This is a genomic window from Rhodohalobacter sp. 614A (assembly GCF_021462415.1).
Taxonomy (GTDB): domain Bacteria; phylum Bacteroidota; class Rhodothermia; order Balneolales; family Balneolaceae; genus Rhodohalobacter.
The window spans coordinates 814,157-836,118 of the sequence record NZ_JAKEDS010000002.1 but is presented as its reverse complement, the minus strand read 5'-3'; the positions used below and the strand labels follow the sequence as shown (position 1 = coordinate 836,118).

Here is a 21,962-nt window from a genome sequence, read left to right as displayed (position 1 = left end):
TCTTATCAATTTCTCTATTGATATTAGTCCTCACCGGACTTTTCAGTTCATCTGTGCATCTGCACTCAGATTCGTACGACATTTCTTCGGATCAGCAGACGATCTTTCAGGATCACAATTTTTGTCCGATCTGTGCATCTCAATTTACTTACGAAGTAAATCATAATGCAGATTATTCTATTGGGCTGCACTACAGCTTATTTCAGATCGATATTCCTTCTTTTATTCTGCCGGATCCACTCATCTCTATCCAGAATTATCGGGCTCCTCCCCTCGCATCATTAATTGCCTGATTCTTCTGCCCTGATTTTACCAGGGTTTTATTCAAACTAAAACCTACTCATCGGTCTATGATCTATACGATAGATATGCCGGTGTTTCATATAAAATTTTATTGAGATGAATAAATTTATTTCACAAACTTCTGTTTTTATTGCAATTACTTTTTCGCTTCTCATTTTCACTTCATGCTCAAATTCTGTTGGATCTGATGATGACGAACATGAACACGAAGACCCAACCGGACTTGAACTCATTCATGATGGAGACGTTGTTATCCAATATGTTAATGGAGAAGTTTCCGAACTCGAACACCTTCACTATCATGTGGGAGAAGAGTACCATTTTGAGGTAGAATTTTTGGATGACCATGGAGATCATGTCCACGCCGAAGACTTAGAAGACGGTTATAATCTTGACTGGGTTATTGGCGATGAAAATATTCTTGAAATTGAACAACATACCGAGGACGGAAGATGGAGCTTTCACCTCGTTCCACTTGCAGAAGGTGGAACCAAAGTTCAGTTTATGTTAGCGCATGGAGATCATTCGCATCTCAGTACACCTACGGTTGACCAAGAAAATGCTATAGAATTCCATGTTGAAGAAGGAGATCATGAAGATGGTGATCACGACCATTAATTAACTCTTAAAAGGCCTGTGAAAATGCGGGCCTTTTTTAATTCCTGTTCCGAATTAAAACGTTCTCCCCTTTTCTATCACTTCTATGAAAAAGATTATACTTACTCCCCACTTATTCATAATTATATTAGTAACATTTTTTAATTTTTTCCCTGATGCAGCATTCGCCCAAAATACTTCCTCAGCAAGTATTAGCGGAACGGTAAAAGATGCGAGCTCAGGCGAATCGGTCCCCTTTGCATACATTCACCTGGAAGAAATAAACCGTGCCATTACTGCGGACAGAAACGGCGAATTTCAATTTCAAAATGTACCGCCCGGAACCTATACATTAGCTGTTCACAGACTGGGTTTTCGTGATTGGCATCGTGAAATTGAAGTGGGTAGCGAAACTCAATCCATTAGCATATCCCTTCAGCCAGCCTCTGTTATGGGTGAGGAAATTACAGTAACGGGTGATTCGGAATCCACTGCAGGCTCCCGATTGGAACATGTATCCACTAAAATTCTGGGAGAGGAACTGCGGAGAAATCTGGGAACGACACTATCCGAAACTCTTCAAAATAAACCGGGATTCAGTGAACGGTCTTCCGGACCTGCTCCCGGTCGCCCCGTGATTCGAGGTCTTGGTGACGAACGAGTCCTGATATTACAGGATGGTGAACGAACCGGGGATGTATCGGCTCAATCTGCCGATCATGCTGTCACAATTGATCCCATGGGAGCAGAAGAGATTGAAATTGCGCGAGGCCCCGCAGCTTTAGCTTATGGAGCCAATGCTATTGGCGGAGTGATAAATGTTGTTCGTAATCAGATTCCCACGTCTGTTCCAAATTCAATCACGGGCTCTGCTTCACTCCAGGGGAAAACGGTTAATAATGAAGCTTCCGGTGCATTCGATGCCTCCCTTCCACTTGGTAAATTTGCGATGAATTTGGATGTCAATGCGCGAACAGGTTCCGATTTTTCGACACCGGAAGGTAATGTTGAGAACTCAGCTATCTTAAACACACATAATACTGCCGGTGTCAGTTATATCGGGAACAGAGGATACATCGGCGTATCCGGTTCCTATTTTTATTCGGAATATGGAATTCCTCCGGATCCGTTAGGCGGACACCCCAGCGGAGTGGATATTGAAATGACAAAATACCAGTTTGATGTTCGCGGAGAGCGAATCTTTGATCATCCCTTCTTCAGATTGGCAGAGGCCAGGTATTCGTTTGTCAACTATAACCATATTGAACTTGAATCCAACGGATCCGTAGGTACGGAATTTGGTAATCTTACGGCTCATGCCTCAACAAAAGTTCATAACAAAAAATGGGGAATTTTTAGTGGAGGCTCCATAGGTCTTTGGGGAGAATGGCAGGACTATGCCATTTTTGGAGCCAGAACCCCTGATTCAAACCAGTATAGTGGAGCAGCTTACATCATACAGCAAGGTGATGCCGGAAACCTGCATTATGAACTTGGTTCGCGCTTTGAATATGTACAAGCGAAGCCAAAAGAAGAACGGGTTTCTTCCCGGATCGGTGAAATAAGACAAAGAGATTTTTCTGCGCTATCTACTTCTGCCTCAGCAATTTATGGAATCAGAAATCGGTTTTTTATTGGCTCAACATATATATACTCGTTTCGCGCTCCAACATTGGAAGAACTTTTCTCAGAAGGCCCGCATCTCGCAGCTTACAGTTTTGAAATTGGAAATCCGGATCTGGATGCAGAACGTGGAATTGGGCTGGAATTATTTCTGAGATACAGATCAAACCGGTTTAATGCAGAACTGGCCGGCTATAGAAATGATTTCCAAAATTATCTTTATGCCCGTGATACCGGTGATCAAAGCGTTTCCGACCCTTCACTTAACAATTACCAATTTGTAGGAGAAGAGGCCATGTTTTACGGAGTTGAATTTTCCGGTGACGTACAGATTACAAATGAGGTGAGTGTTGGTGTATCCCTTTCATATACAGTAGCCGAAAGAGATGTAAGTGAAGAGGAACAGGCCATAACGGGTTATAATGGCGATACACGTCCCCTTCCCATGATTCCTCCGCTGCAAGGCTCCATCTATATGCAATATTCAAAGAAAAACTTCACGGCAACTACACGCTACAAACTTTCGGATAAGCAAACCAGGCTTGGAGAATTTGAAACGGAAACAAAGGGTTACAACCTGTTAAGTGCCACCCTTCAATATCGTTTCTCAACGGGAGAAATTCTGCATACCATTTCCTTGAGCGGCTCAAATTTATTGGATACTACGTACAGAGATCATCTTTCCCGAATCAAAGATGTATTTCCTGCTCCGGGCAGAAACATAAGTATGCTTTACCGAATCTATTTCTGATGATATGTGAAATACAACTCTGAATGGTTTGAACAGAAACAACTGTTCATATAATGAATACAATTTATTTATACGACTGGCTTAAAAGATATTTATCTTGAACGCCTCCTTCTTTAAAGGCAACGAAATTATTTTTTGTTCGTTAACAGTTCGATTCATTAAATATCTCACAGGTTAGAATCCATTATCAGAGACAAATACCCATTGCATATTATCATATGAAGTATAGATACACACTGGTATTCTTTGCCGTTTTCTTTATTTCGCACTCAGCACTTTTTGCTCAGGTTTCAAATCCGGAAGGAGATATACAACCGGCTTCGGATGATGACATTTGGGCAAAAACTCTTGAAGGGAGTCATTACAATGAGATGTGGAATTATCAATTTTATCTGAATGATGATATCACCGTTCACATTGCATTTTCCGTTGCCAATTTCGGGAGTTTTAAATCGCCTGTAAGCGGTGTTCAGATGTCTATTTACAATCTCGAAAAAGGTGACGTTTACCAGGTTTCACGCGAGTATCCTATCCACTATCTCATTCAGGATAAAGATTCCTACATGTTCCAATTGAGGGACGAACGGACAATCTATTTTAAAGGCAAGCTTCCAAATGAACATGAAGTCCGGGTGGGTTTTTCCAAAGATGATGTAACCTATGATGTTGATTTAAAACTGAGTAACATTCATCAAGGTTTAAAATGGGGGGATGGCATTTTTCATATCGGTGATGAGGAAGCAGGCATAATCACACATATTCCATATGCTGAAGTTCAGGGTACCATCAAAGTAAATAATATTGAGAAAACCGTTCGCGGCACAGCCTATATGGATCACACTTACCAGGATCAGGCCGCAACCGATCTTGTTGTCAGCGGCTATCGTTTTGTTCATCAAACTGATAAGCAAAACTGGGATCATCTCTATTTTCTGCTTCCCGATTATTCAGATGACAATCCAACGGTCGGTTTTCGGCTCGGCAATAACGATGGAACCTTGTCTGTGCACGGTATTGATTACATCAACCGGCTGACCATGGGCGAAGCATTTGGTGTGGACGCTGCAAGAATCCTCGATCTTCGGTTGGATGATTCCACTGATATCAGATTATCTAGAACCAAAGATTTCGAAAAATTCTCAGTGTTGAGTGAACTTGGATGGCTGGCAAAAAAAGCCGCCAAAAGTTTCCTGGGCGGTGAAATCATCTACATTCGCGGAGAAGCTGTTTTGATGGAATCCGGCAACAGGCCGAAAAGAGGATATTACAACTTTTTCAAGATCGATTAATCCGCTCAAATCATTTCCTTTTTTAATGGTGAAGGTGTGTTATATTCTTTCTTCAATTGATCAAAAGAAAGAATACACATCCCATGTTACTACGACTTTTTACTGCGCTTCTTTTTTTTCTAATCAGTTTCTCCACCCTATCGGCCCAAATGCCCGATGCACCTGACCGAACGGATGGAGAAGGCCCGTATGATCGCCTCATTATTCGTGGCGTAACCATGATAGATGGAACGGGTTCGCCTGCCATGGGACCGGTAGATATTGTTATCAATGGAAATACAATTGCAAGTATTCATAATGTTGGATATCCCGGAGTTCCAATAAATGAAGGCCATCGGCCGGAAGCGGATGAAAACACGCATGAAATTGATGCGTCAGGAATGTACATTCTTCCCGGTTTTTTTGATATGCACGCTCACACCGGTGGAAATGCCCAAGGGACGGTACCTGAATATGTTTATAAATTATGGATGGCACACGGCATCACTTCTATCCGAGAACCGGGTTCATTCAACGGACTCGACTGGACCCTCCGACACAAGCAGAGAAGTGCCGATAATGAAATCACGGCCCCAAGAATTTTCGCATATGTCGGGTTTGGAATGGGCCATGATGGGCCAATTACAACACCGGAACAAGCCAGAAATTGGGTTCGGATGATTGATGAGGAAGGCGCCGACGGAATTAAATTTTTCGGAGCCCGACCGGAAATTTGGGAAGCAACACTGGATGAAGCGAACAAACGTGGACTTGGTTCCATGACTCATCACGCACAAACCCGCGTGGTCTATGCAAACGTATTAAATACATCCGAGATGGGACTTAAGGGAATGACACATTGGTACGGTTTGCCTGAGGCACTTTTCACGAATCAGGTCATCCAGGATTATCCCCTTAATTATAATTACAGCGATGAACAACACCGTTTTGAGGCAGCCGGAAAACTGTGGGAACAAGCAGCGGAACCGGGAAGTGATCACTGGAATACTGTGATGAACACACTGTTGGAACGAAATTTTGAGATCAATCCTACTTTCACTATTTATGAAGCCAGCCGCGACTTGATGCGGGCGATGCGGGCTGAATGGCATGAAAAGTATACCCTCCCCTCGTTGTGGGAATATTACAAACCCAATCGAAGAGCTCACGGCTCCTACTGGTTTAACTGGGGAACCGAACAAGAAATAGGCTGGAAAGAAAACTATCAACCATGGATGAAATTCGTAAACGAATATAAAAACCGCGGAGGTACCGTTACACTTGGTTCCGATGCCGGCTACATCTATAAATTATATGGTTTTTCATACATCCGGGAGATGGAACTGATGCGTGAAGCAGGCTTCCATCCTCTTGAAATTTTCCAGTCAGCTTCACTTAGAGCTGCTGAAGTTCTGGGAGTTGACGATCAGCTTGGAACCATAGAAATCGGGAAGCTGGCTGATTTGGTCATTGTGGAAGAAAATCCACAGAAGAATTTAAAAGTGTTATATGGAACGGGAGCCATCCAGGTTAATGACCAAAATGAAGCCGTTCGGGTTGGAGGCGTAAAATACACCATCAAAGATGGAATTGTTTACGATGCACAACAGCTTATGATGGATGTGGAGGAAATTGTTAATGATGCCAAATCCGAAATGAACTATGAAATTACCCAACCCGGACTGGATTATTAATGAGCGAAGTACCATCGTATCAGGATATTTTAAAAGCTGCTGAACGGATTAGCGGGTATGCTCACAAAACCCCGGTTCTCCAATCCTCTTTTTTTAATCAGATTTCCGGAGCGGACATCTATTTTAAATGTGAGAACTTTCAAAAAATAGGTGCTTTTAAGTTCCGGGGGGCTTTCAATGCTATTTCGAAATTATCCAAAGATGAGGGGAAAAGAGGAATCATTACTCATTCATCAGGAAATCACGCCCAGGCAGTGGCTCTTGCATCCAAAATAAATGGATATAAGGCAACAATTGTCATGCCCAAAAATGCTCCAAAAGTAAAAATAAATGCCGTGCATGATTATGGAGCTGAAATTGTCTTCTGTGAAACAACTATTGAATCCAGGCAAGCAACTACAGATCAAATCATTTCTGAAACCGGAGCTACTTTTATTCATCCCTTTAACAACGCTGATGTAATTGCCGGGCAGGGAACCTCTGCAAAAGAATTACTCGAAGAAATCCCTGATCTGGATTTGATCATAGCTCCTATTGGGGGTGGCGGGCTTATTAGCGGTACTACTATTATGGCAAAATCAAAGAATCCAGAAATAGATGTTGTTGGAGCAGAACCTGAACTTGCAGATGATGCTTTCCGGTCATTTCAAGCCGGTTCTATACAACCGGTTTTAAGAACAGATTCCATTGCAGATGGACTGCGTACATCTTTAGGAGATCTCACTTTCCAAATCATACAAGATAAACTGGATGATATCATAACCGTTTCGGAGGAAAACATCATTCGTGAAATGAGACGCGTGTGGGAACGAATGAAAATCATTATTGAGCCATCCAGTGCCGTTCCGATTTCAGCTTTGCTAAAAAGCAAAGAGAACTTCTCCGGAAAAAAAATTGGAGTCATTCTAACAGGTGGGAATGTGGATGTTGGGAACCTTCCATGGAAAACTGATTAAAACTCTCTACTATTTCATTTAATTTCAAAAAGAGGAGGCTTAAAAAAACTTCAATGTCATATAAAGATTATTCTGTAGAAGCGGTTAAGGAAATCATGAATCAGGTCAGAGATTCTCAAAAAACCAATCAAAATTCTGACACAAACCAATTATCCCTGGTAAATTCAGAAAGATTTAAAGAAAAAAGCTTGAGCTCAAAAAAACCGTCTATAAAGAGCGACTACGAATATAACCGTCCCACTACCGCAGAAAATAACCTGATAAACGAAACCCATATTTTCATTGAAAAATGGTTTGAATCTGATCTTTCACAAGATTTGATGTGGAATGAGATTCAGACAAAACTGGATGATACTTTTGCTGATAAAGACACCTCCGGAAAGGTTGTTGACGAACCGGCCAAAAAGAGATGGATCTATAAAAATCATTCGAATTTTGAGATGATTCTATCTTTTACAAAGTCAGATCGGTTTGTAAATTTAAAAGTAACTGAACGAATTGGCTTCTGGAGTGCCAAAATCGATGGCATATTACACGGCTCATACACGTCATTAGTTCTGACAGGTTTACTCTACACAACCTACGAGCCTTCCATTTCTGTTTGTATTGGAATTTTTATGGCATTGTGGGTGATGAATGCATTTGCTATCTATAAATTCAGTGATTCACTAAGAACTAAGAAACATAAGCGACTTTCAAAATTTACTGATAAATTGGTCGAATCATTTACACTTCGTAATGAGGACCATCAATTATCGAACATAGGGGCTGAATCGATTCGTAATTGAGTGTAAATGCTATTACGGAAATAGCTACAATCAATCTTAACCCTTCTTTTTGTGTTATTGACGAACGATCAATCCAGATTTTTTGGAAATATGAGAGCGATTAAAGCTCTTGGTATTTTCATATTTACTCTTCTTGTACTGGTTTCTTGTTCTGCTTCTGAGGAGGAAGCAAAAATTCTAAACCCGTTTGAGGCTTATCTTTCCGAGGTTGATCCCACCTATAGATACGAACTCCAAAACACAATTGAGGGTGAAAATTACAAGGCTCATGTAATTCGTATGGTTTCGCAAACCTGGCTGACTGAAGATATTGTTGATGAAAATGAATGGTGGCATTGGCTTACTATTGTCGTTCCCGATAGTATTGATCATTCAACTGCTCTGCTTTGGATTGGCGGTGGCAATAGAAATGACTCCGCTCCCACATCGGTAAACCCACTGATTTTGAATGCAGCTCTTGCAACGAATTCTGTTACTGTTGATCTGCATAACGTCCCGTTTCAACCCATTACTTTTTCAGGCGACGAACGAATGGATGAACGAATCGAAGATGAAATTATCTCCTATGCCTGGAGAAAGTTCTTGGAAGGTGGTGCCCGGGATGAAGATGCAGAATGGCTCCCCCGCCTTCCCATGACCGCCGCTGCCATGCGGGCTATGGACACGGTGACTGATTTTATGCAAAATCAACAAAATACACCTGTTGATAAGTTTGTTGTATCCGGTGCGTCTAAACGAGGATGGACAACCTGGACGACCGGAATTTTTGATAATCGCGTGATTGCGATTGCCCCCGTTGTCATTGATCTGTTAAACATTGTTCCGTCGTTTCAGCATCATTGGCGGGCATACGGCGAATGGTCTCCCGCAATTGAAGATTATGAAGATGAGAATATCATGGAATGGCAATATTCTGCCGAATACGACAGAATGCTCGAACTGATTGATCCCTTTTCTTATCCGGACAGTCTGGACTTGCCAAAATATTTAATTAATGCTGCCAGCGATGAATTTTTCCTTCCCGACAGCTGGCAATTTTACTGGGAAAATCTCCCATCTCCCAAATATTTGAGATACGTACCAAATGCCGGACATTCACTCGAAAATAGTGATGCATCTCAAAGTTTGATTGCTTATTACAATTTCATTTTGAATGATTCCACGATCCCTTCATTTAACTGGGCAGCAGACACATCAGGTTTTGAAATTCAGTTGGATCCTGAGAATCTGCCTGACGAACTGCTTCTTTGGAATGCTCATAATCCTGAAGCTCGTGATTTCCGGCTTTATATGATTGATCGCATCTGGCTTGCCAGAAAGTTAGAAATTCCAGGTAATGGAAAGCTTTCTGTGGAAATTAATACCCCGGATTCCGGTTTTACTGCCTGGTTTGTAGAAGCCACTTACAACGCTGATTCAAATATCCCTTTCAAACAAACAACAGGTGTGGTGGTTACCCCGAACGATTATCCATTTGGGGCTTTTTCTCCAGCCGATTCACTGGGAACGGTAATGGCTGGTGAATGAAATTCCACTAAAATGAATTTGTTGGATTGATAATTCTACAGGCAATTTGAATCGTCACAGTCGAAAAATTAGTATTTATGAAAATTGTTTCGCTGCTTCCAAGCGCTACTGAAATCATTTGCGAGCTTGGTTTAGAAGATCAACTTGTTGGCAGATCTCACGAATGCAATACGATTCCATCGATAAGAGAATTACCGGTAGTGACTGACTCATCTGTCAAAAACACAGGCAACAGCCTCCAAATCGATAAGAATATTAAATCAATTCTGAAAAGCGGACTTTCGATATTCAACGTAAACGTTAATGTACTGGCTGAACTTGATCCTGATATTATTTTCACTCAAGATCATTGCGAAGTTTGTGCGGTTTCGCTGGATGATGTTCAAAGAGCCGTCAATGAATACTGTGGCGGCAGAGCCAAAGTTATTTCTCTCTCCCCTGTGAATCTTTCGGAAATTTTTGAAACATTTTATACGGTTGGAAAAGCTCTTGACGTTCCCAAAAAAGCCGAAGAATTGGTTGAGAAACTCAAATCCAGGCTGGATATCATCCGAAGTACAGTGATTGGAGAATCCGTCAAAAAAGTGGCCTGCATTGAGTGGATTGAGCCATTAATGACCGGAGGAAACTGGATTCCCGAACTTCTTGAAATAGCCGGTGGCGAATATCTCCTCTCAGAGCCGGGAAAACATTCGCCCTGGATTGAATGGGATGATATTTTGAAAGAAGATCCGGATGTCATTCTAATTATGCCATGCGGCTATCCAATTGAACAAACGATGAAAGAGATTCATCTCCTTACACAAAAAACCAAATGGGCTGATTTAAAAGCAGTTCAAAATGGAGAAGTTTATATCCTTGACGGAAATCGTTATTTCAATCGTCCGGGCCCCGGAGTTTATGAGTCCACACGGATTTTAGGTGAGGTTCTACATCCCAAACTTTTCAAACCCGTTTATCACAAAGACGGTTGGATTCACTTGAGTGAACAATTGGAAAAGGCCTGAAAAGTATTGAGACTCTTCCAATCATTTCCCTTTCAAAAAGTTACTTTAAAACTTTGGTAACTGGTTGATGCGAAATCTCAAAATTGCAGGAATTAGCAATAAAACACATCTTATTAGCCTGCGAATGTAAGTTTTCTGCCATCTCAATACGGTTTGATTCAAGAATAATAACCTCGGGTTTAAGTGTTACAGATTCAAAATAACCGGCTCCGTTTTCTTCTTCCTTCATCACTCCCTCCGCACCGTCATGATAATCAACAACCGTGATTCCATTCTCAGAGCACAAATGCAAAAACCATAACATATGGCAGGATGAAAGAGAAGCGACAAATAGTTCTTCGGGATTATAGCAGCTTTTATCGCCCCGAAAAGATGGGTCAGACGACCCCAAAAGATCCGGTTTTCCACTCACCTGAATTCTGAAATCTCTTTGATACGCGCGATAGTCAATTGTTCCCTTCCCGAGGTTTCCGGTCCAGGTGAGCATGGTTTTATAGATATGTTTTTTCATCCTTTACTTTTTGTTTTGATGGAACCAATGCTTAGAAATTAGTATTGTTATCAATAACTATCCGGCCAAATTTAAATTCCAGGAATTATGACAAAAGATGACGTCTTTACTGCGATGATCCGGGAAGAATTGAACCAATACCAGCATTCTCTGTTATACAAAGAGAAGCAATGGCTTGAGGAAGGAAAATACTTTAAACTTGCTCAGAAAGGACTTCGACAGGCAAGAATTATGGGGATATTCGTCATTTTTTCAATTATTCTTTTTTCATTTGTCAGTGTCTATCATTTTATTGAGTACGGAAATACAGCAAATACCGTAAGCCTTTGGCTTGGAATTGGTTCATGGGTTTTTGTGATTATTTCAACGGTTTTCTATACGCGGGATATCCTGGAGAAAAAGAAAAGCATGGAACGCATTTTGAAACTTCTCGAAGCCCGGGAAGATTACTATCAATCAAAAAACAACAACGGGGACTAACTATGAAAAAAGCACTCTCAGCCGGACTCTTCATTGCAGGACTTTTACTTCTCTATTTTGGCTACCAGGAATACCAATCCATCGGCTCCGAAGTTGAAGAGTTTTTCACCGGGTCGCCAAGCGGTCAGGCAATGTGGATGTTAATTGGAGGCGCGGTTGCTGCGGTTGTTGGTTTGTTTGGCTTGATGAGAAAGTAAAAATTTTATCTTATTCTGAACTCCGACAGTTATCAGGACAGGCTTTGATTCAGAATCTCAATTCGCAGATGTTTCTCTCAGCTTCTCAACCGATTCATCCATATGACGCAATAAATCCCAGCGGTACATGCCGGCATTATGGCCGTCGTTCCAGGTAATTTTGAGGGCATGATTCCCTACCTGCTCCGCCGAAATAATCTTGAAGATTCGTGTTGGTTCTACAAGAAAAAGCTGTGGTTCAAACCGCCCCATTTGGCTGTGGCCGCCCCGGCATTCCACACACGGACAATTTTTCCGAAGTCCGAAAAGAGAAAACTCAGACGTGTGTCCATCCGCCCACTCAATCGTTAAAGTCTGGTCTGAATTGGAAACATCAACTGAAACAGGTTTAAATCGTTGATCCATGAACTATTTTGGATTGCTATTCGCTATTTGGGTTAGTAACATATCAAGTTGAAAAATACGATCAAAGCATGTGGATTTTAAATCTATTTTTATTCTTGACGGCTATTGCAGGAGTTTTTGTCGGGTATCAACCCTGGTTCCGATTTGACAGGCTCAATAAGAACAATGTCTTAAACGGCTCCCTCATTATTCTTTTTGTCTTCACTCTGTTGATGATTTTCTACACCGTCGGTTTCTTTCCCCAATCTGTAGCCGCTCCATTCATGATGATTCTCTATTCATTTCTGGCAGGCTTCTTTTTTGGATATGCGGCCCGTCTTTACAATCTCAGGAGTGAATCGGGGCAGGTTCTCTATCAATACCGGTCATTTTGGATCGACCATGCGCCGAATCTGCTTGCTGTTGCTCTCATTTTGTTTGGCATTTACAGAACAGCCGTTCTGACCGATCAGGCCATTACCGGGATTCGGGTTTCTTCCGGACTTTCTCTCGTCAGTTTTGGTGTGTTTACCTGGACATTGAAAGCTGTTCCTGAATTTCGCTCCAAAGGAGTAATTTTTTTGGATCGCTATATTCTTTGGGAAGAAGTGATTTCCTGGCGATGGGTCAGCGAAGAAGTTCTCGGGATGGAATATTTGGTTGAAGAAAACCGTGATGACGGACGGATAAAAGAATTTTCCACAACCATTCCGCAGGAGGAACGAAAAGAAATTGAAACCATTCTCAAATCAAAAATGGATGAATATGCAGAGGAACGAAAACAACGATTATTAGGCAAAGAAGATTAGCCTGCTCTTCCATGTTCAACCATCAGGCATTTGTCCTCAATGTAGGTAAATCCATTCGCTTCAGCCAGGGTTTTCGCTTCATCAGAACTAACCCCGATCTGAGTCCAAATCACAGGTTTCTGTCCGCTTTCATCAGCCCACTCAATGATCTCCTTAACCATCTTGGCCGTGTATTGACTGTTCCTGAAAATATCAACCATATCCACTTCAATATCATCAGGAATATCAGAGATTTGGGGATAACAGGATTGTCCTAAAACCGAATCTTCATTAGGATTGACCGGAATGATTGTAAAACCGGCATCTGCAAGATATTTGGCAATCCGATAGCTGGTTCGGGTAGGTTTCGACGAACACCCAACAATCACAATTGTTTTTGTTGAATTTAGAATCTCTTTTATAGACATAATTTACAAATGCGGTAAGGGGTTTCAATTCTCGATTGTGCGAAAAAAAGGTTACCTTTAAGTACGCAAAATTGATAATAAAAATACGAGGAATATTTTGTCTAAAGCAAAAGACGGAGATACCGTTAAAGTACACTATACCGGCACACTTGAAAACGGCGAAGTGTTCGATACATCTAAAGAAAGAGAACCGCTTGAATTTCAATTAGGACAGGGACAGCTCATCCCCGGTTTTGAAAAAGCAGTAATTGGGATGAGTGAAGGTGATTCAACAACTGTTGACATCCCCAGCGACGAAGCGTACGGAGAAGTAAGAGAAGACTTAATCATCAACGTACCAAAGAATCAATTGCCCGATGATGTAGAACCTCAAATTGGAATGCAACTACAGGTTAATCAGCAAAACGGACAACCCATTCCGGTTCGGATTACTGAAATCAAGAACGAAGAACTGGTTCTGGATGCCAATCATCCATTGGCTGGAAAAGACCTGACGTTTAACATTGAATTACTGGAAGTAGCTTAATTACAAAGGAGGATATGTAAAACAGTAGTCATTGCGAATGCAGCGAGTGAAATGTGGCAATCCCCTTATGTTTGGAGATCGCCACGTCCCGAAAAGCATGGGACTCGCGATGACGCATCAAGTTTTAAAAATTCTCTGATTAAATGTTATATGGCCGACTGCATTCTGTAGTCGGCTTCTTTTTTGATCCATACGAAATCGTTACATAGGCATCGCTAAATTATTATATGGCAAATTTTACAAAAAAAAGTTCCGTAAGCATTACCTGTCCCCTTGGCCTCGCCCCTTTTTTGGAGCAGGAAGTACAGGATCTGGGGTTTACGGTAACAAGCAAACGCGAGACAGGAATTGAAATCAAGGCCTCTTTGAATGAATGTATTCGGTTGAATTTCTGGCTTCGAACCGCCCACAGAGTTCATTTCCTGATTGACGAGAGAAGAATCCAAACTCCAGATCAATTAAAAGTCTGGATCAAAAAATATCCCTGGGAAGAATGGATTTCTGATGACGGCTATTTTTCGGTTACTTCACGTGTAGATCATCCAACCATTGAAAATGACCAGTTTGCAAACCTGATTGTAAAGGATGCTGTAGCCGACCGAATCCGTTTCAAAAAGAATCAACGGCCAGACAGTGGTTCTGATCTCCAAAAAACCGTTTTGTTTCTTTATTGGGATAAAAACATTGCAAGAATTTTTGTAGATACATCAGGTGAATCATTGTCCCGCAGGAATTACAGGGGATCTGGTGGACCGGCTCCGATGCAGGAATCACTGGCGGCTGCGATTGTAAAATCCACAAAATGGCAGCCAGGACAGCATTTTATCAATCCAATGGCGGGTAGCGGAACACTTGCGATTGAAGCCGTAATGCAGGCCACAAATCGTGCACCGGCCTCACTGAGAAACAACTTTGGTTTTATGCATATTCTCGGGTTTGATGATGATTACTATCAATCCATCCGGGATGAAGCCAAGCGTGGTGTGACAAAAAAAATCGAAGGCAAATTCATCGCAAGTGATAATGATCCGAATGCGATTATCGCAGCAAAAAAGAATGCCCAAACTGCCGGTGTGGATCACATGATAGACTTTGAAACCTGTGATTTTTCCAAGACTCCCGTTCCTGATGGTGACGGAGTAGTTGTTTTCAATCCACCCTACGGCGAACGAATCGGCAATCCCGATGATCTCGTGCCTCTTTATAAAGGCATCGGAGATTTCATGAAAAGTGAATGTCCGGGCAAAACCGGTTATGTATTCACAGCAAATAATAAACTCACAAAGAAAGTTGGATTGAGAGCTTCTTCCAGAACAACATTTTTCAATTCTACAATCGAATGCCGTTTGTTGGAGTATGAATTGTATAAGGGGTCGAAGAAGTAAAACAGAATTATATTCTAAGAAAATTGTCAGCCTGAGTACAAGCCGACCTAGTTTTAGAGGAGTATAATCGAAGTCTTATTGTTCTCTTTCGACTTCGTTATGAAGCAAAAGCAACTTCATAACTGCGCTCAAGATGCCAGTGTTTACTTATAATACTCGTTCCGAAGATCCCCTTCGGAACGTCCACCAGAAGCTCCGCTTCTATTCATTCAAGATTTTATACTTAAAACTTATCTCTTCCCGATAGCGCAAGCGTCCCGCTTGTGCCATTCAAGACTTTCATACTTAAAACTCATTTCCTTCTAACAACCGTAACCCCGTCTCTCAACGGAAGCATCAACTGCTCTACATCCATGTCATCCCTCACTATTTTATTGAGTCTGTGAATGGCCCGTGATTTCTCAGTGGACGGGCGAAGCACATCTCCGTCCCATAAAACATTGTCAATGACAAACAGTCCACCGGATTTCAATTTCGGCTTTAGCATTTCGTAATAAGTAGGATAACTGAGTTTATCCGCATCAAGGAAAATCAAATCGAATACTCCGGAAAGCGTAGGGATGATTTCCAGCGCATTCCCCATTTTCTGGTTAATGAGTTTGTTAAAAGGTTCTCTTTCAAAGAAGGATTTTGATATCTGCCGGTATTTCTCATTCATTTCCAGAGTGATCAGCGTACCATCCTCTGGCAAAACTTCAGCCATTGAGATCGCGGAGTATCCGGTAAACGTTCCAATCTCCAGGATTCGCTGGGCTCCCGAAAGCTGAATCAGAAACTTAAGCAATCGTCCGACCTGCCGGCCGGTCAGCATATCGGTGTACTCCAGATTCTCTTCGGATGCCTTAATAAGCTCCATCAAAATCTCTGATTCATTTGAGGTGAACGATTCCGTGTACTCTTCGATTTGTCTGTTTATCAATTCCATGCGTTATATTTAGGGTAAATTTTTGAGCAAATATATCAACAAGAGTTATTTTAGTGAAAGTCAGAATTTCTTATTTCGCTCGTAACTTTTGGGATTTTGAATCAAAGCCTGTCCCGGCAACTGTCGGGATTCAAAATGACTGGTATAAAGTACTCATTCAAAACACATTCCATTTTTGAAAAAATCCGAATCTGAATTCATACCGGCACAGGAATCTCGTTGGTTTATTTTTGTGTTCGATTTGTACATGCGATGGCTCTTTCGGCGGCGGTTTGAAAATGTTTGGGTAGATCAAAACTATCATCCGGAGCCAGACAGCAAAACCATCTACTATTTGAATCACACCTCGTGGTGGGACGGCCTGATTCCTCTCCTGCTCAACCGAAAATTATTCAGGCAAAATGCCCGCGCCATGATGGAAGACAAGCAGATGCGCGAATATGGCTTATTCAAACGAATCGGGGCTTTTTCTGTGAATTTGGAAAATCCCCGATCAGCAGTCCGGTCTCTCCGATATGCGGTTCAATCGATGAAACGGCCAAATGCCTGCCTGTTTATTTATCCTGAGGGAAAAATTGTTCCTTTCTCAACTGAAAAACCGGATTTTAAAAAAGGATTGGGATGGATCGTGAACCAGTGCCCCGAAGTTGATGTTGTACCTGTAGGAATTTATATCAGCCACGCGAAATCAGACAAACCGGAATTGTTTTTGAAAATTGGAAAAGCGCTCGAATTTGCTAAGTCTGCTTCCACGGATGAACTCAATTATTTTTTTGAGGAAAAATTAAGTATGGTTTTACAAGCACTGCTGGAAGATGCCCACAACAAAAATGACAAATTTGTAAACTTGTAATTTTTATTCTCGTTTATGCAAACCTCAACCACTCCAACCCAACCTTCGATAGAGATCTTCGGCGTCACTGTCATGGAGCCGATGGTTACGTTTACCGACTTCTGGATCACGGCTGTTTGTGTGTACGCTTTCATCAAACTTTTGAAACTGGACAAGAAAGGGAAAGTTCACCAATACATGCGGATGTACTTTCTCATTATGGCGCTGGCTACGTTCCTGGGCGGAGTTTTGGGACATGCTTTTCAATATGCCGTTGGCCTCACGTGGAAACTCCCTGGCTGGCTCATCAGTATGCTTTCTGTGATGTATATTGAGAGATCTTCGATCAAGCATGCAAGTCCGATTATAAACCAAAAATTCGCAAGGTTTTTGAGTGTTGCCAATGTTGTTGAGCTTCTTACATTTGCGGTCCTCGCCTTTTCGACTCTCAATTTTTTCTATATCCAGGTACACTCGGCGTATGGACTGGGACTGGTTGTGCTTCCCCTCCACTTTTGGGTTTACTGGAATACACGAAACGAAGGCAGCCGCATTATTTTTCTCTCTGTGATTTTTTCCATCCTTGCCGCCTTTTTCTACACCAGTGAGATTGGGCTTCACAAATGGTTTAACCATCTTGACCTGGCCCACACCGTGATGGCCATCAGCCTTTACTTCTTCTACCGTGGCGCGCGAAAACTGGAAGTCATGAAACCGGAAAATGTCCTCGCAAACCGTGGGAGTTTTAGGGATGCTGTGAAAGATGCGTTGACTTCCAAATAGCGCTAACCAGAACCGGCATATTGAATTTGACTAAAGACTCTGTGTGATGCATTTCATGATTTGATTCATATTTCACTTGAATCCATTTTAAAGCGAATCGTTTCTTTCTAATTCCCTCAAATTTCTTTATTTACGTTCTAAACTCATTGTTAACTACATATTCTTAAACCTTTCCAGCATGAAATATGCCTTTCTAATAATCATCTCATTTGTATTGTTTACAAACTGTTCCAATTCTGATGCAGCTGAAAATCAGGCAACTACTAACAACGAAACAGAAGAAATGTCTCAGCAATTACGCCATGTGGTCATGTTCAAGTTTAAAGAATCAGCGACCGAAACTGATATTAAAGAAGTGGAAGACGCTTTTTTAGCACTACCCTCAAAAATTGATACGATTAAAGATTTTGAATGGGGATTGAATAACAGTCCCGAAGGACTCAACAAAGGCTTTACCCATGCTTTTATTCTCACGTTCGACAGCGAAGAGGGACGAACCACCTACCTTCCCCACCCTGCTCATCAGGAGTTTGGAGAGATATTAAGCCCGCATTTGGAGGATGTGATGGTGGTGGATTTTTGGGTAAAATAGCAATAGAAAGAACTCAAACTATTGATTGACTTTTTTTGGGAACAGCGTTCAAAAACATTCCTATTCGCTATCTAAAAATATCTTCAATACATGCTTATTATCCTGTCCGATTAAACTTTATTCGGACAAAATATTCATTCTGTTTGCCATAAACGGGTGTTTCAGCTATTATTTTATAACATTGGCATTTGTGTACGGGTCGCTAAATACAAGTTAGTGCCTTAAACTTGCTTTGGTAAAATGTATGACAAGAAATTTTTAGAGAAAACACTCCAAACTGCTTTCAAAGATGCAGATGCCTTTCATATACCAAAAGGGATAACGAGACATCACGCTAATCGAGGTTGGTGGGTTCGTGTGCGAAGAGAAGGAGCCAAATTTCATAAATTCTTTACTGACAATTTATTTGGTTCAATGAAAGATTCTTTGAAAGAGGCTATTCTTTATCGTCATGAAGTTCTAGCTAATTTTCCTATAGAAAAGAAATCAAAATTCAATGCGAAAACCCTTGATCCAGACCCTGAAAAAAGGATTACTAGACGGGTAGAAAAAGGCAAATTAAGACCCTACATATATTGGAAAGCAAGATGGTATGATGAAGAATGGAACCTTCAATCTGACACATTTCCAGTTTATACGCTTGGTGAAGAAAAAGCCAAAGCTTTAGCTTTAGAAACAACTATCAAAAATCATAACCCAAAAGAAAAACCACCAGTTGATCTCACAGTATCTGACCCATATGTAAAGCATGAGTATAGAAAAGAATTAAAATCAGAAATAGAATTCTGGGCAGAATATTATGAAAAGACAAGAGTCCATAGAGGACAATCACAAAAGATTTCTGATTTAATATCAGAAGACCCTTTTTCATTTGAAGGTCACAAAAGACTCGTTCTTCATCAACAAATTGAACGTGATCCAAAGTTGAGACTAAAGAAATTAGAAGCATTTCTTGAAGAAAATGAAAAATTGTTTTGTGAGCTTTGTTCATTCAGTTTTAAAGATAATTATCCTTTTTTAAAAAAAGACATAATTGAAGTTCACCATATTGTTCCATTATCAAAACTCTCAAAAAAAACGAAGGTTAAACTATCTGACTTAATGTTATTATGTTCAAATTGTCATTTTGCAATACATCAAGGAGATGAGAAGAAAAACATAGAACGAGCTAAAGAGTATTTTAAATAAATTCAGACACTAACCAGTGTTTCCTGCGGACCGGTTACGGCTTCTCGCTGAACTATTTATTGACAGTCCGGCCGCAAAAACACCAGACCGTTACTTCGCAATCTCCCAAACCCTCGCATCTCTTCCGGGCAACATAGTCTCTATCAATAATACTCCATCTTCTGTTTCTAAAGTAAATTCATCTTCCTGTGTAAGTTCTCTCACAGAATAGGTTCCATCCTCTTCCATTTGAAGAGAGATGCTCACCTCCTCTTCGGTTTCAGCGTGGTTAATGGCAAACAGTAAGTAGCCGTCTTCGTTTTCCTGGAGCTGTATATCCACGATGGCGGATTCACTGCCGTCGTGGGAACTGGTTACTTTTTGGTTTACACCGGCCCAGTCTGCGAGACCTTTTATGAAAGCAGCGTTTCCGGGTTTCAATTCGGGATGATTGGCCAGCCCGAGAAAGGTGCCGATCATCATCGCTTCGCCATTCCCGTATTTGTGAACGGTGAGAGCTGGTTTTCCGGTCAGTCCGAATGTTGCAAGAATATCAATCTCGGAACCGGCATAGGGTTTAAAGCTGCTTCCGTATAAAAAGCCGGTCAGCTTCCCTCCCGCTCCAAGCGGAATTGTTGCGGGGTGTTGGCGGTCAATCAACGGGAAGTCGAGGTCTTCTTCGCGCATCCACACCTGGTCCTCGTAAACGCCGAACACTTCGGTCAGTCCCATTCCGGGAATCCGTTCGGAGGCATAGCCGCGTTCATCATTCCACGCGGTTCGGGCTTCAGCTACTGCATATCCTCCGTTTTCTACAAATCGCTTTAAACCGTTAGCAGCTTCATCAGTCAGCATCATCGACCAGGGTAAAATAACCAATTTGTACTGCGAGAGATCTTTATTCTCCAAATCTTCCCGATGGATAAAGTCAACATCAATATTGTTTTCTGCAAAAACGCGGTAATAGCCAATTAATGAATCGTGGTGTCCGCTCGGATAATCGGCCCGCCGCTGCGCTCCGCCAACCATCTGTGAAAGCGGATTGTAAACAAGAGCGACCTGTGCAGGAACCGGCTTCGATTTCAGGAAAAGATCTTTGTTCTTCGTCACTATCTGCGCAATTTTACCTGCATTTCTCGCGCGATCGGTGAGACTTCCGTCCTGGTTAATCAACCCGTATCCGCCGGATTCATACCCAGACGACATCGGGTGATACGCGTAGATATTAATTCCCCTCGCTCCTTTGGAAATGGCTGTCCATGCCCAAACGTTGTGATCGCCCGGCGTAACCGGATCGCTGACAAGAAGGGCAATCGTTCCCTTTCCAGCCTGGAGTTCGCCAACATACCAGCCGTTGTTATCGATATTGGCACTGCGGGAAAAATCCATCATGTTCATCACACGCCAGGCCGGCCAGTGCCGGTCAGGATGATTGTGTTTCGGATAAAGCGATACACCGTAATAATCAACAGCATCAGCCATCAGGAAATCATCGGTGGCACCCTCGCCCATGTGTGGAGAAATGATAATGGATGAGACAGCCGCATGAGACGTTACAACATGCTGCATATCCGCATCCCGAATGGCGTTATAGCGGTCGGACAGATCTTTCTGAAGCTTCTCGTAGATAAATGTCTTCCAGTCGATGTAATCGGTGTAACTCAGAATCGTACTAAATCGCGGCGGACTTACCTGGTTCCACGAATTGAAACTCCGGTGCCACGCCGTATTCAGGTTATCCAGCGAGCCGTATTTCTCCCGAAGCCAGTTTCTAAATCGTGACTGCGTGTAGCTGCAATAACAAAACTGTGCATTCTGCACATAATCAATATTCGACCAATTGATGATGTGCGGTTCACTCCACAAATCCCAGCCAATCAGGTTATCGTATTCGTTGGCTACTTTCGCGGTTTCGGTGTAGAAATTCATCATCGCCTCGTGCACGCCGGCATGATCCACACAATAACCCGGCGCCGCCTGAGGTTCTACCTGAACACCGCTTTGCGTGGTAAATTTTGCATCCGAATATTGGCTGCCGAGCCACTCCGGGGCCGAATCCGCATACACCTGGATAAATACTTTCAGGCCAACTTCATCTGCCAGTCTCATCAATAATCTCAGGTTTTCAAAATGATATTCGCCTTCCCTCGGTTCCACCCGCTGCCATTCCACCCAGGTTCGCACGGTGTTGAATCCCAAATCCCTGATTTGTTGAAGGTCTTTTCGCCACTCCTCTTCAGACTCAGGATTTATGGTTGAAAGCATCGGGGCCCGGGCATCACCACCGCTGTACCAGACTGAAAAGGGGAAAAAATCCGGCTCAAAAACCTGGTTTGGATGAGGTTGAGCAATTCCAAAAAACGGCAAAAGAATGAGAATCAGAAAACAGAAGGACAGTTTTTGGCGCATAGTCTTTTGATGGATTGAAATTTGTATCACCAGAATTCTAA

At 42.0% G+C, this 21,962-nt stretch carries 23 protein-coding genes; 18 read left to right on the top strand and 5 right to left on the bottom strand.

Features of this window, described 5'->3' with window-relative positions; all coding sequences use genetic code 11:
• The first annotated feature begins 17 nt into the window (after positions 1-17).
• From L0B18_RS12340 to L0B18_RS12300, 9 genes are all read left to right on the top strand, one after another.
• A complete protein-coding gene (locus L0B18_RS12340) occupies positions 18-293 on the top strand; it encodes a hypothetical protein (protein ID WP_234572088.1) in 276 nt (91 codons plus the stop codon).
• A 106-nt stretch (positions 294-399) separates the two neighbouring features.
• Positions 400-921 (top strand): hypothetical protein, encoded by a 522-nt coding sequence (locus L0B18_RS12335; RefSeq protein ID WP_234572087.1) that lies wholly within the window; start codon positions 400-402, stop codon positions 919-921.
• Positions 922-1,006: 85 nt separating this feature from the next.
• Positions 1,007-3,274: a TonB-dependent receptor gene (locus L0B18_RS12330; RefSeq protein ID WP_234572086.1), complete on the top strand. Its 2,268-nt coding sequence runs from the start codon at positions 1,007-1,009 to the stop codon at positions 3,272-3,274.
• Between the two features lie 218 nt (positions 3,275-3,492).
• Entirely contained in the window at positions 3,493-4,563 is a 1,071-nt protein-coding gene (locus L0B18_RS12325; RefSeq protein ID WP_234572085.1) for a hypothetical protein, read from the top strand.
• A gap of 83 nt (positions 4,564-4,646) precedes the next feature.
• Entirely contained in the window at positions 4,647-6,236 is a 1,590-nt protein-coding gene (locus L0B18_RS12320; RefSeq protein WP_234572084.1) for an amidohydrolase family protein, read from the top strand.
• Positions 6,236-7,192, top strand: coding sequence for a threonine ammonia-lyase (locus tag L0B18_RS12315; protein WP_234572083.1), 957 nt, complete (start codon positions 6,236-6,238; stop codon positions 7,190-7,192). Before L0B18_RS12320 ends, L0B18_RS12315 begins: the two co-directional genes overlap by 1 nt.
• A gap of 53 nt (positions 7,193-7,245) precedes the next feature.
• Positions 7,246-7,980, top strand: coding sequence for a hypothetical protein (locus L0B18_RS12310; RefSeq protein WP_234572082.1), 735 nt, complete (start codon positions 7,246-7,248; stop codon positions 7,978-7,980).
• A gap of 90 nt (positions 7,981-8,070) precedes the next feature.
• Positions 8,071-9,507 (top strand): PhoPQ-activated pathogenicity-related family protein, encoded by a 1,437-nt coding sequence (locus tag L0B18_RS12305; RefSeq protein WP_234572081.1) that lies wholly within the window; start codon positions 8,071-8,073, stop codon positions 9,505-9,507.
• Positions 9,508-9,584: 77 nt separating this feature from the next.
• Positions 9,585-10,514, top strand: coding sequence for a cobalamin-binding protein (locus L0B18_RS12300; protein ID WP_234572080.1), 930 nt, complete (start codon positions 9,585-9,587; stop codon positions 10,512-10,514).
• A gap of 40 nt (positions 10,515-10,554) precedes the next feature.
• On the opposite strand, the gene L0B18_RS12295 is transcribed toward L0B18_RS12300, so the two are convergent.
• Positions 10,555-11,025 carry an OsmC family protein gene (locus L0B18_RS12295; RefSeq protein ID WP_234572079.1) on the bottom strand — a complete coding sequence of 157 codons (471 nt, stop codon included), beginning with the start codon at positions 11,023-11,025 and terminating at the stop codon, positions 10,555-10,557.
• Positions 11,026-11,112: 87 nt separating this feature from the next.
• Here L0B18_RS12295 and L0B18_RS12290 point away from each other — a divergent pair, with 87 nt between their 5' ends.
• Together L0B18_RS12290 and L0B18_RS12285 are read left to right on the top strand one after the other, a co-directional pair.
• A complete protein-coding gene (locus tag L0B18_RS12290; RefSeq protein WP_234572078.1) occupies positions 11,113-11,505 on the top strand; it encodes a hypothetical protein in 393 nt (130 codons plus the stop codon).
• Positions 11,506-11,507: 2 nt separating this feature from the next.
• Positions 11,508-11,702, top strand: coding sequence for a DUF3185 family protein (locus tag L0B18_RS12285; protein WP_234572077.1), 195 nt, complete (start codon positions 11,508-11,510; stop codon positions 11,700-11,702).
• A gap of 57 nt (positions 11,703-11,759) precedes the next feature.
• Here the strand turns inward: L0B18_RS12285 and L0B18_RS12280 are convergent, their stop codons facing one another.
• Complete coding sequence (locus tag L0B18_RS12280) at positions 11,760-12,107, bottom strand: DUF971 domain-containing protein (RefSeq protein ID WP_234572076.1); 348 nt, start codon at positions 12,105-12,107, stop codon at positions 11,760-11,762.
• Positions 12,108-12,175: 68 nt separating this feature from the next.
• Between L0B18_RS12280 and L0B18_RS12275 the strand changes: the two genes are divergently transcribed.
• Positions 12,176-12,895 (top strand): hypothetical protein, encoded by a 720-nt coding sequence (locus tag L0B18_RS12275; protein ID WP_234572075.1) that lies wholly within the window; start codon positions 12,176-12,178, stop codon positions 12,893-12,895.
• Here L0B18_RS12275 and L0B18_RS12270 read toward each other — a convergent pair.
• Positions 12,892-13,302 (bottom strand): CoA-binding protein, encoded by a 411-nt coding sequence (locus tag L0B18_RS12270; RefSeq protein ID WP_234572074.1) that lies wholly within the window; start codon positions 13,300-13,302, stop codon positions 12,892-12,894. The genes L0B18_RS12275 and L0B18_RS12270 overlap by 4 nt on opposite strands.
• Before the next feature lie 97 nt (positions 13,303-13,399).
• Between L0B18_RS12270 and L0B18_RS12265 the strand changes: the two genes are divergently transcribed.
• Together L0B18_RS12265 and L0B18_RS12260 are read left to right on the top strand one after the other, a co-directional pair.
• A complete protein-coding gene (locus tag L0B18_RS12265) occupies positions 13,400-13,828 on the top strand; it encodes an FKBP-type peptidyl-prolyl cis-trans isomerase (protein ID WP_234572073.1) in 429 nt (142 codons plus the stop codon).
• Positions 13,829-14,055: 227 nt separating this feature from the next.
• Positions 14,056-15,213: a THUMP domain-containing class I SAM-dependent RNA methyltransferase gene (locus tag L0B18_RS12260; protein ID WP_234572072.1), complete on the top strand. Its 1,158-nt coding sequence runs from the start codon at positions 14,056-14,058 to the stop codon at positions 15,211-15,213.
• Between the two features lie 292 nt (positions 15,214-15,505).
• Here the strand turns inward: L0B18_RS12260 and L0B18_RS12255 are convergent, their stop codons facing one another.
• On the bottom strand, positions 15,506-16,138 hold the full coding sequence (locus L0B18_RS12255; RefSeq protein WP_234572071.1) for an O-methyltransferase: 633 nt from the start codon (positions 16,136-16,138) through the stop codon (positions 15,506-15,508).
• A gap of 175 nt (positions 16,139-16,313) precedes the next feature.
• Between L0B18_RS12255 and L0B18_RS12250 the strand changes: the two genes are divergently transcribed.
• From L0B18_RS12250 to L0B18_RS12235, 4 genes are all read left to right on the top strand, one after another.
• Positions 16,314-16,991 carry a lysophospholipid acyltransferase family protein gene (locus tag L0B18_RS12250; RefSeq protein ID WP_234572070.1) on the top strand — a complete coding sequence of 226 codons (678 nt, stop codon included), beginning with the start codon at positions 16,314-16,316 and terminating at the stop codon, positions 16,989-16,991.
• 15 nt (positions 16,992-17,006) lie between these two features.
• Positions 17,007-17,753, top strand: a complete 747-nt coding sequence (locus tag L0B18_RS12245) for a DUF6962 family protein (RefSeq protein ID WP_234572069.1) — start codon at positions 17,007-17,009, stop codon at positions 17,751-17,753.
• 283 nt (positions 17,754-18,036) lie between these two features.
• A complete protein-coding gene (locus L0B18_RS12240) occupies positions 18,037-18,345 on the top strand; it encodes a Dabb family protein (RefSeq protein ID WP_234572068.1) in 309 nt (102 codons plus the stop codon).
• 240 nt (positions 18,346-18,585) lie between these two features.
• Positions 18,586-19,533 carry an HNH endonuclease gene (locus tag L0B18_RS12235; RefSeq protein WP_234572067.1) on the top strand — a complete coding sequence of 316 codons (948 nt, stop codon included), beginning with the start codon at positions 18,586-18,588 and terminating at the stop codon, positions 19,531-19,533.
• A 90-nt stretch (positions 19,534-19,623) separates the two neighbouring features.
• Here the strand turns inward: L0B18_RS12235 and L0B18_RS12230 are convergent, their stop codons facing one another.
• Positions 19,624-21,921, bottom strand: a complete 2,298-nt coding sequence (locus L0B18_RS12230) for a beta-galactosidase (RefSeq protein ID WP_234572066.1) — start codon at positions 21,919-21,921, stop codon at positions 19,624-19,626.
• Positions 21,922-21,962: the final 41 nt, after the last annotated feature.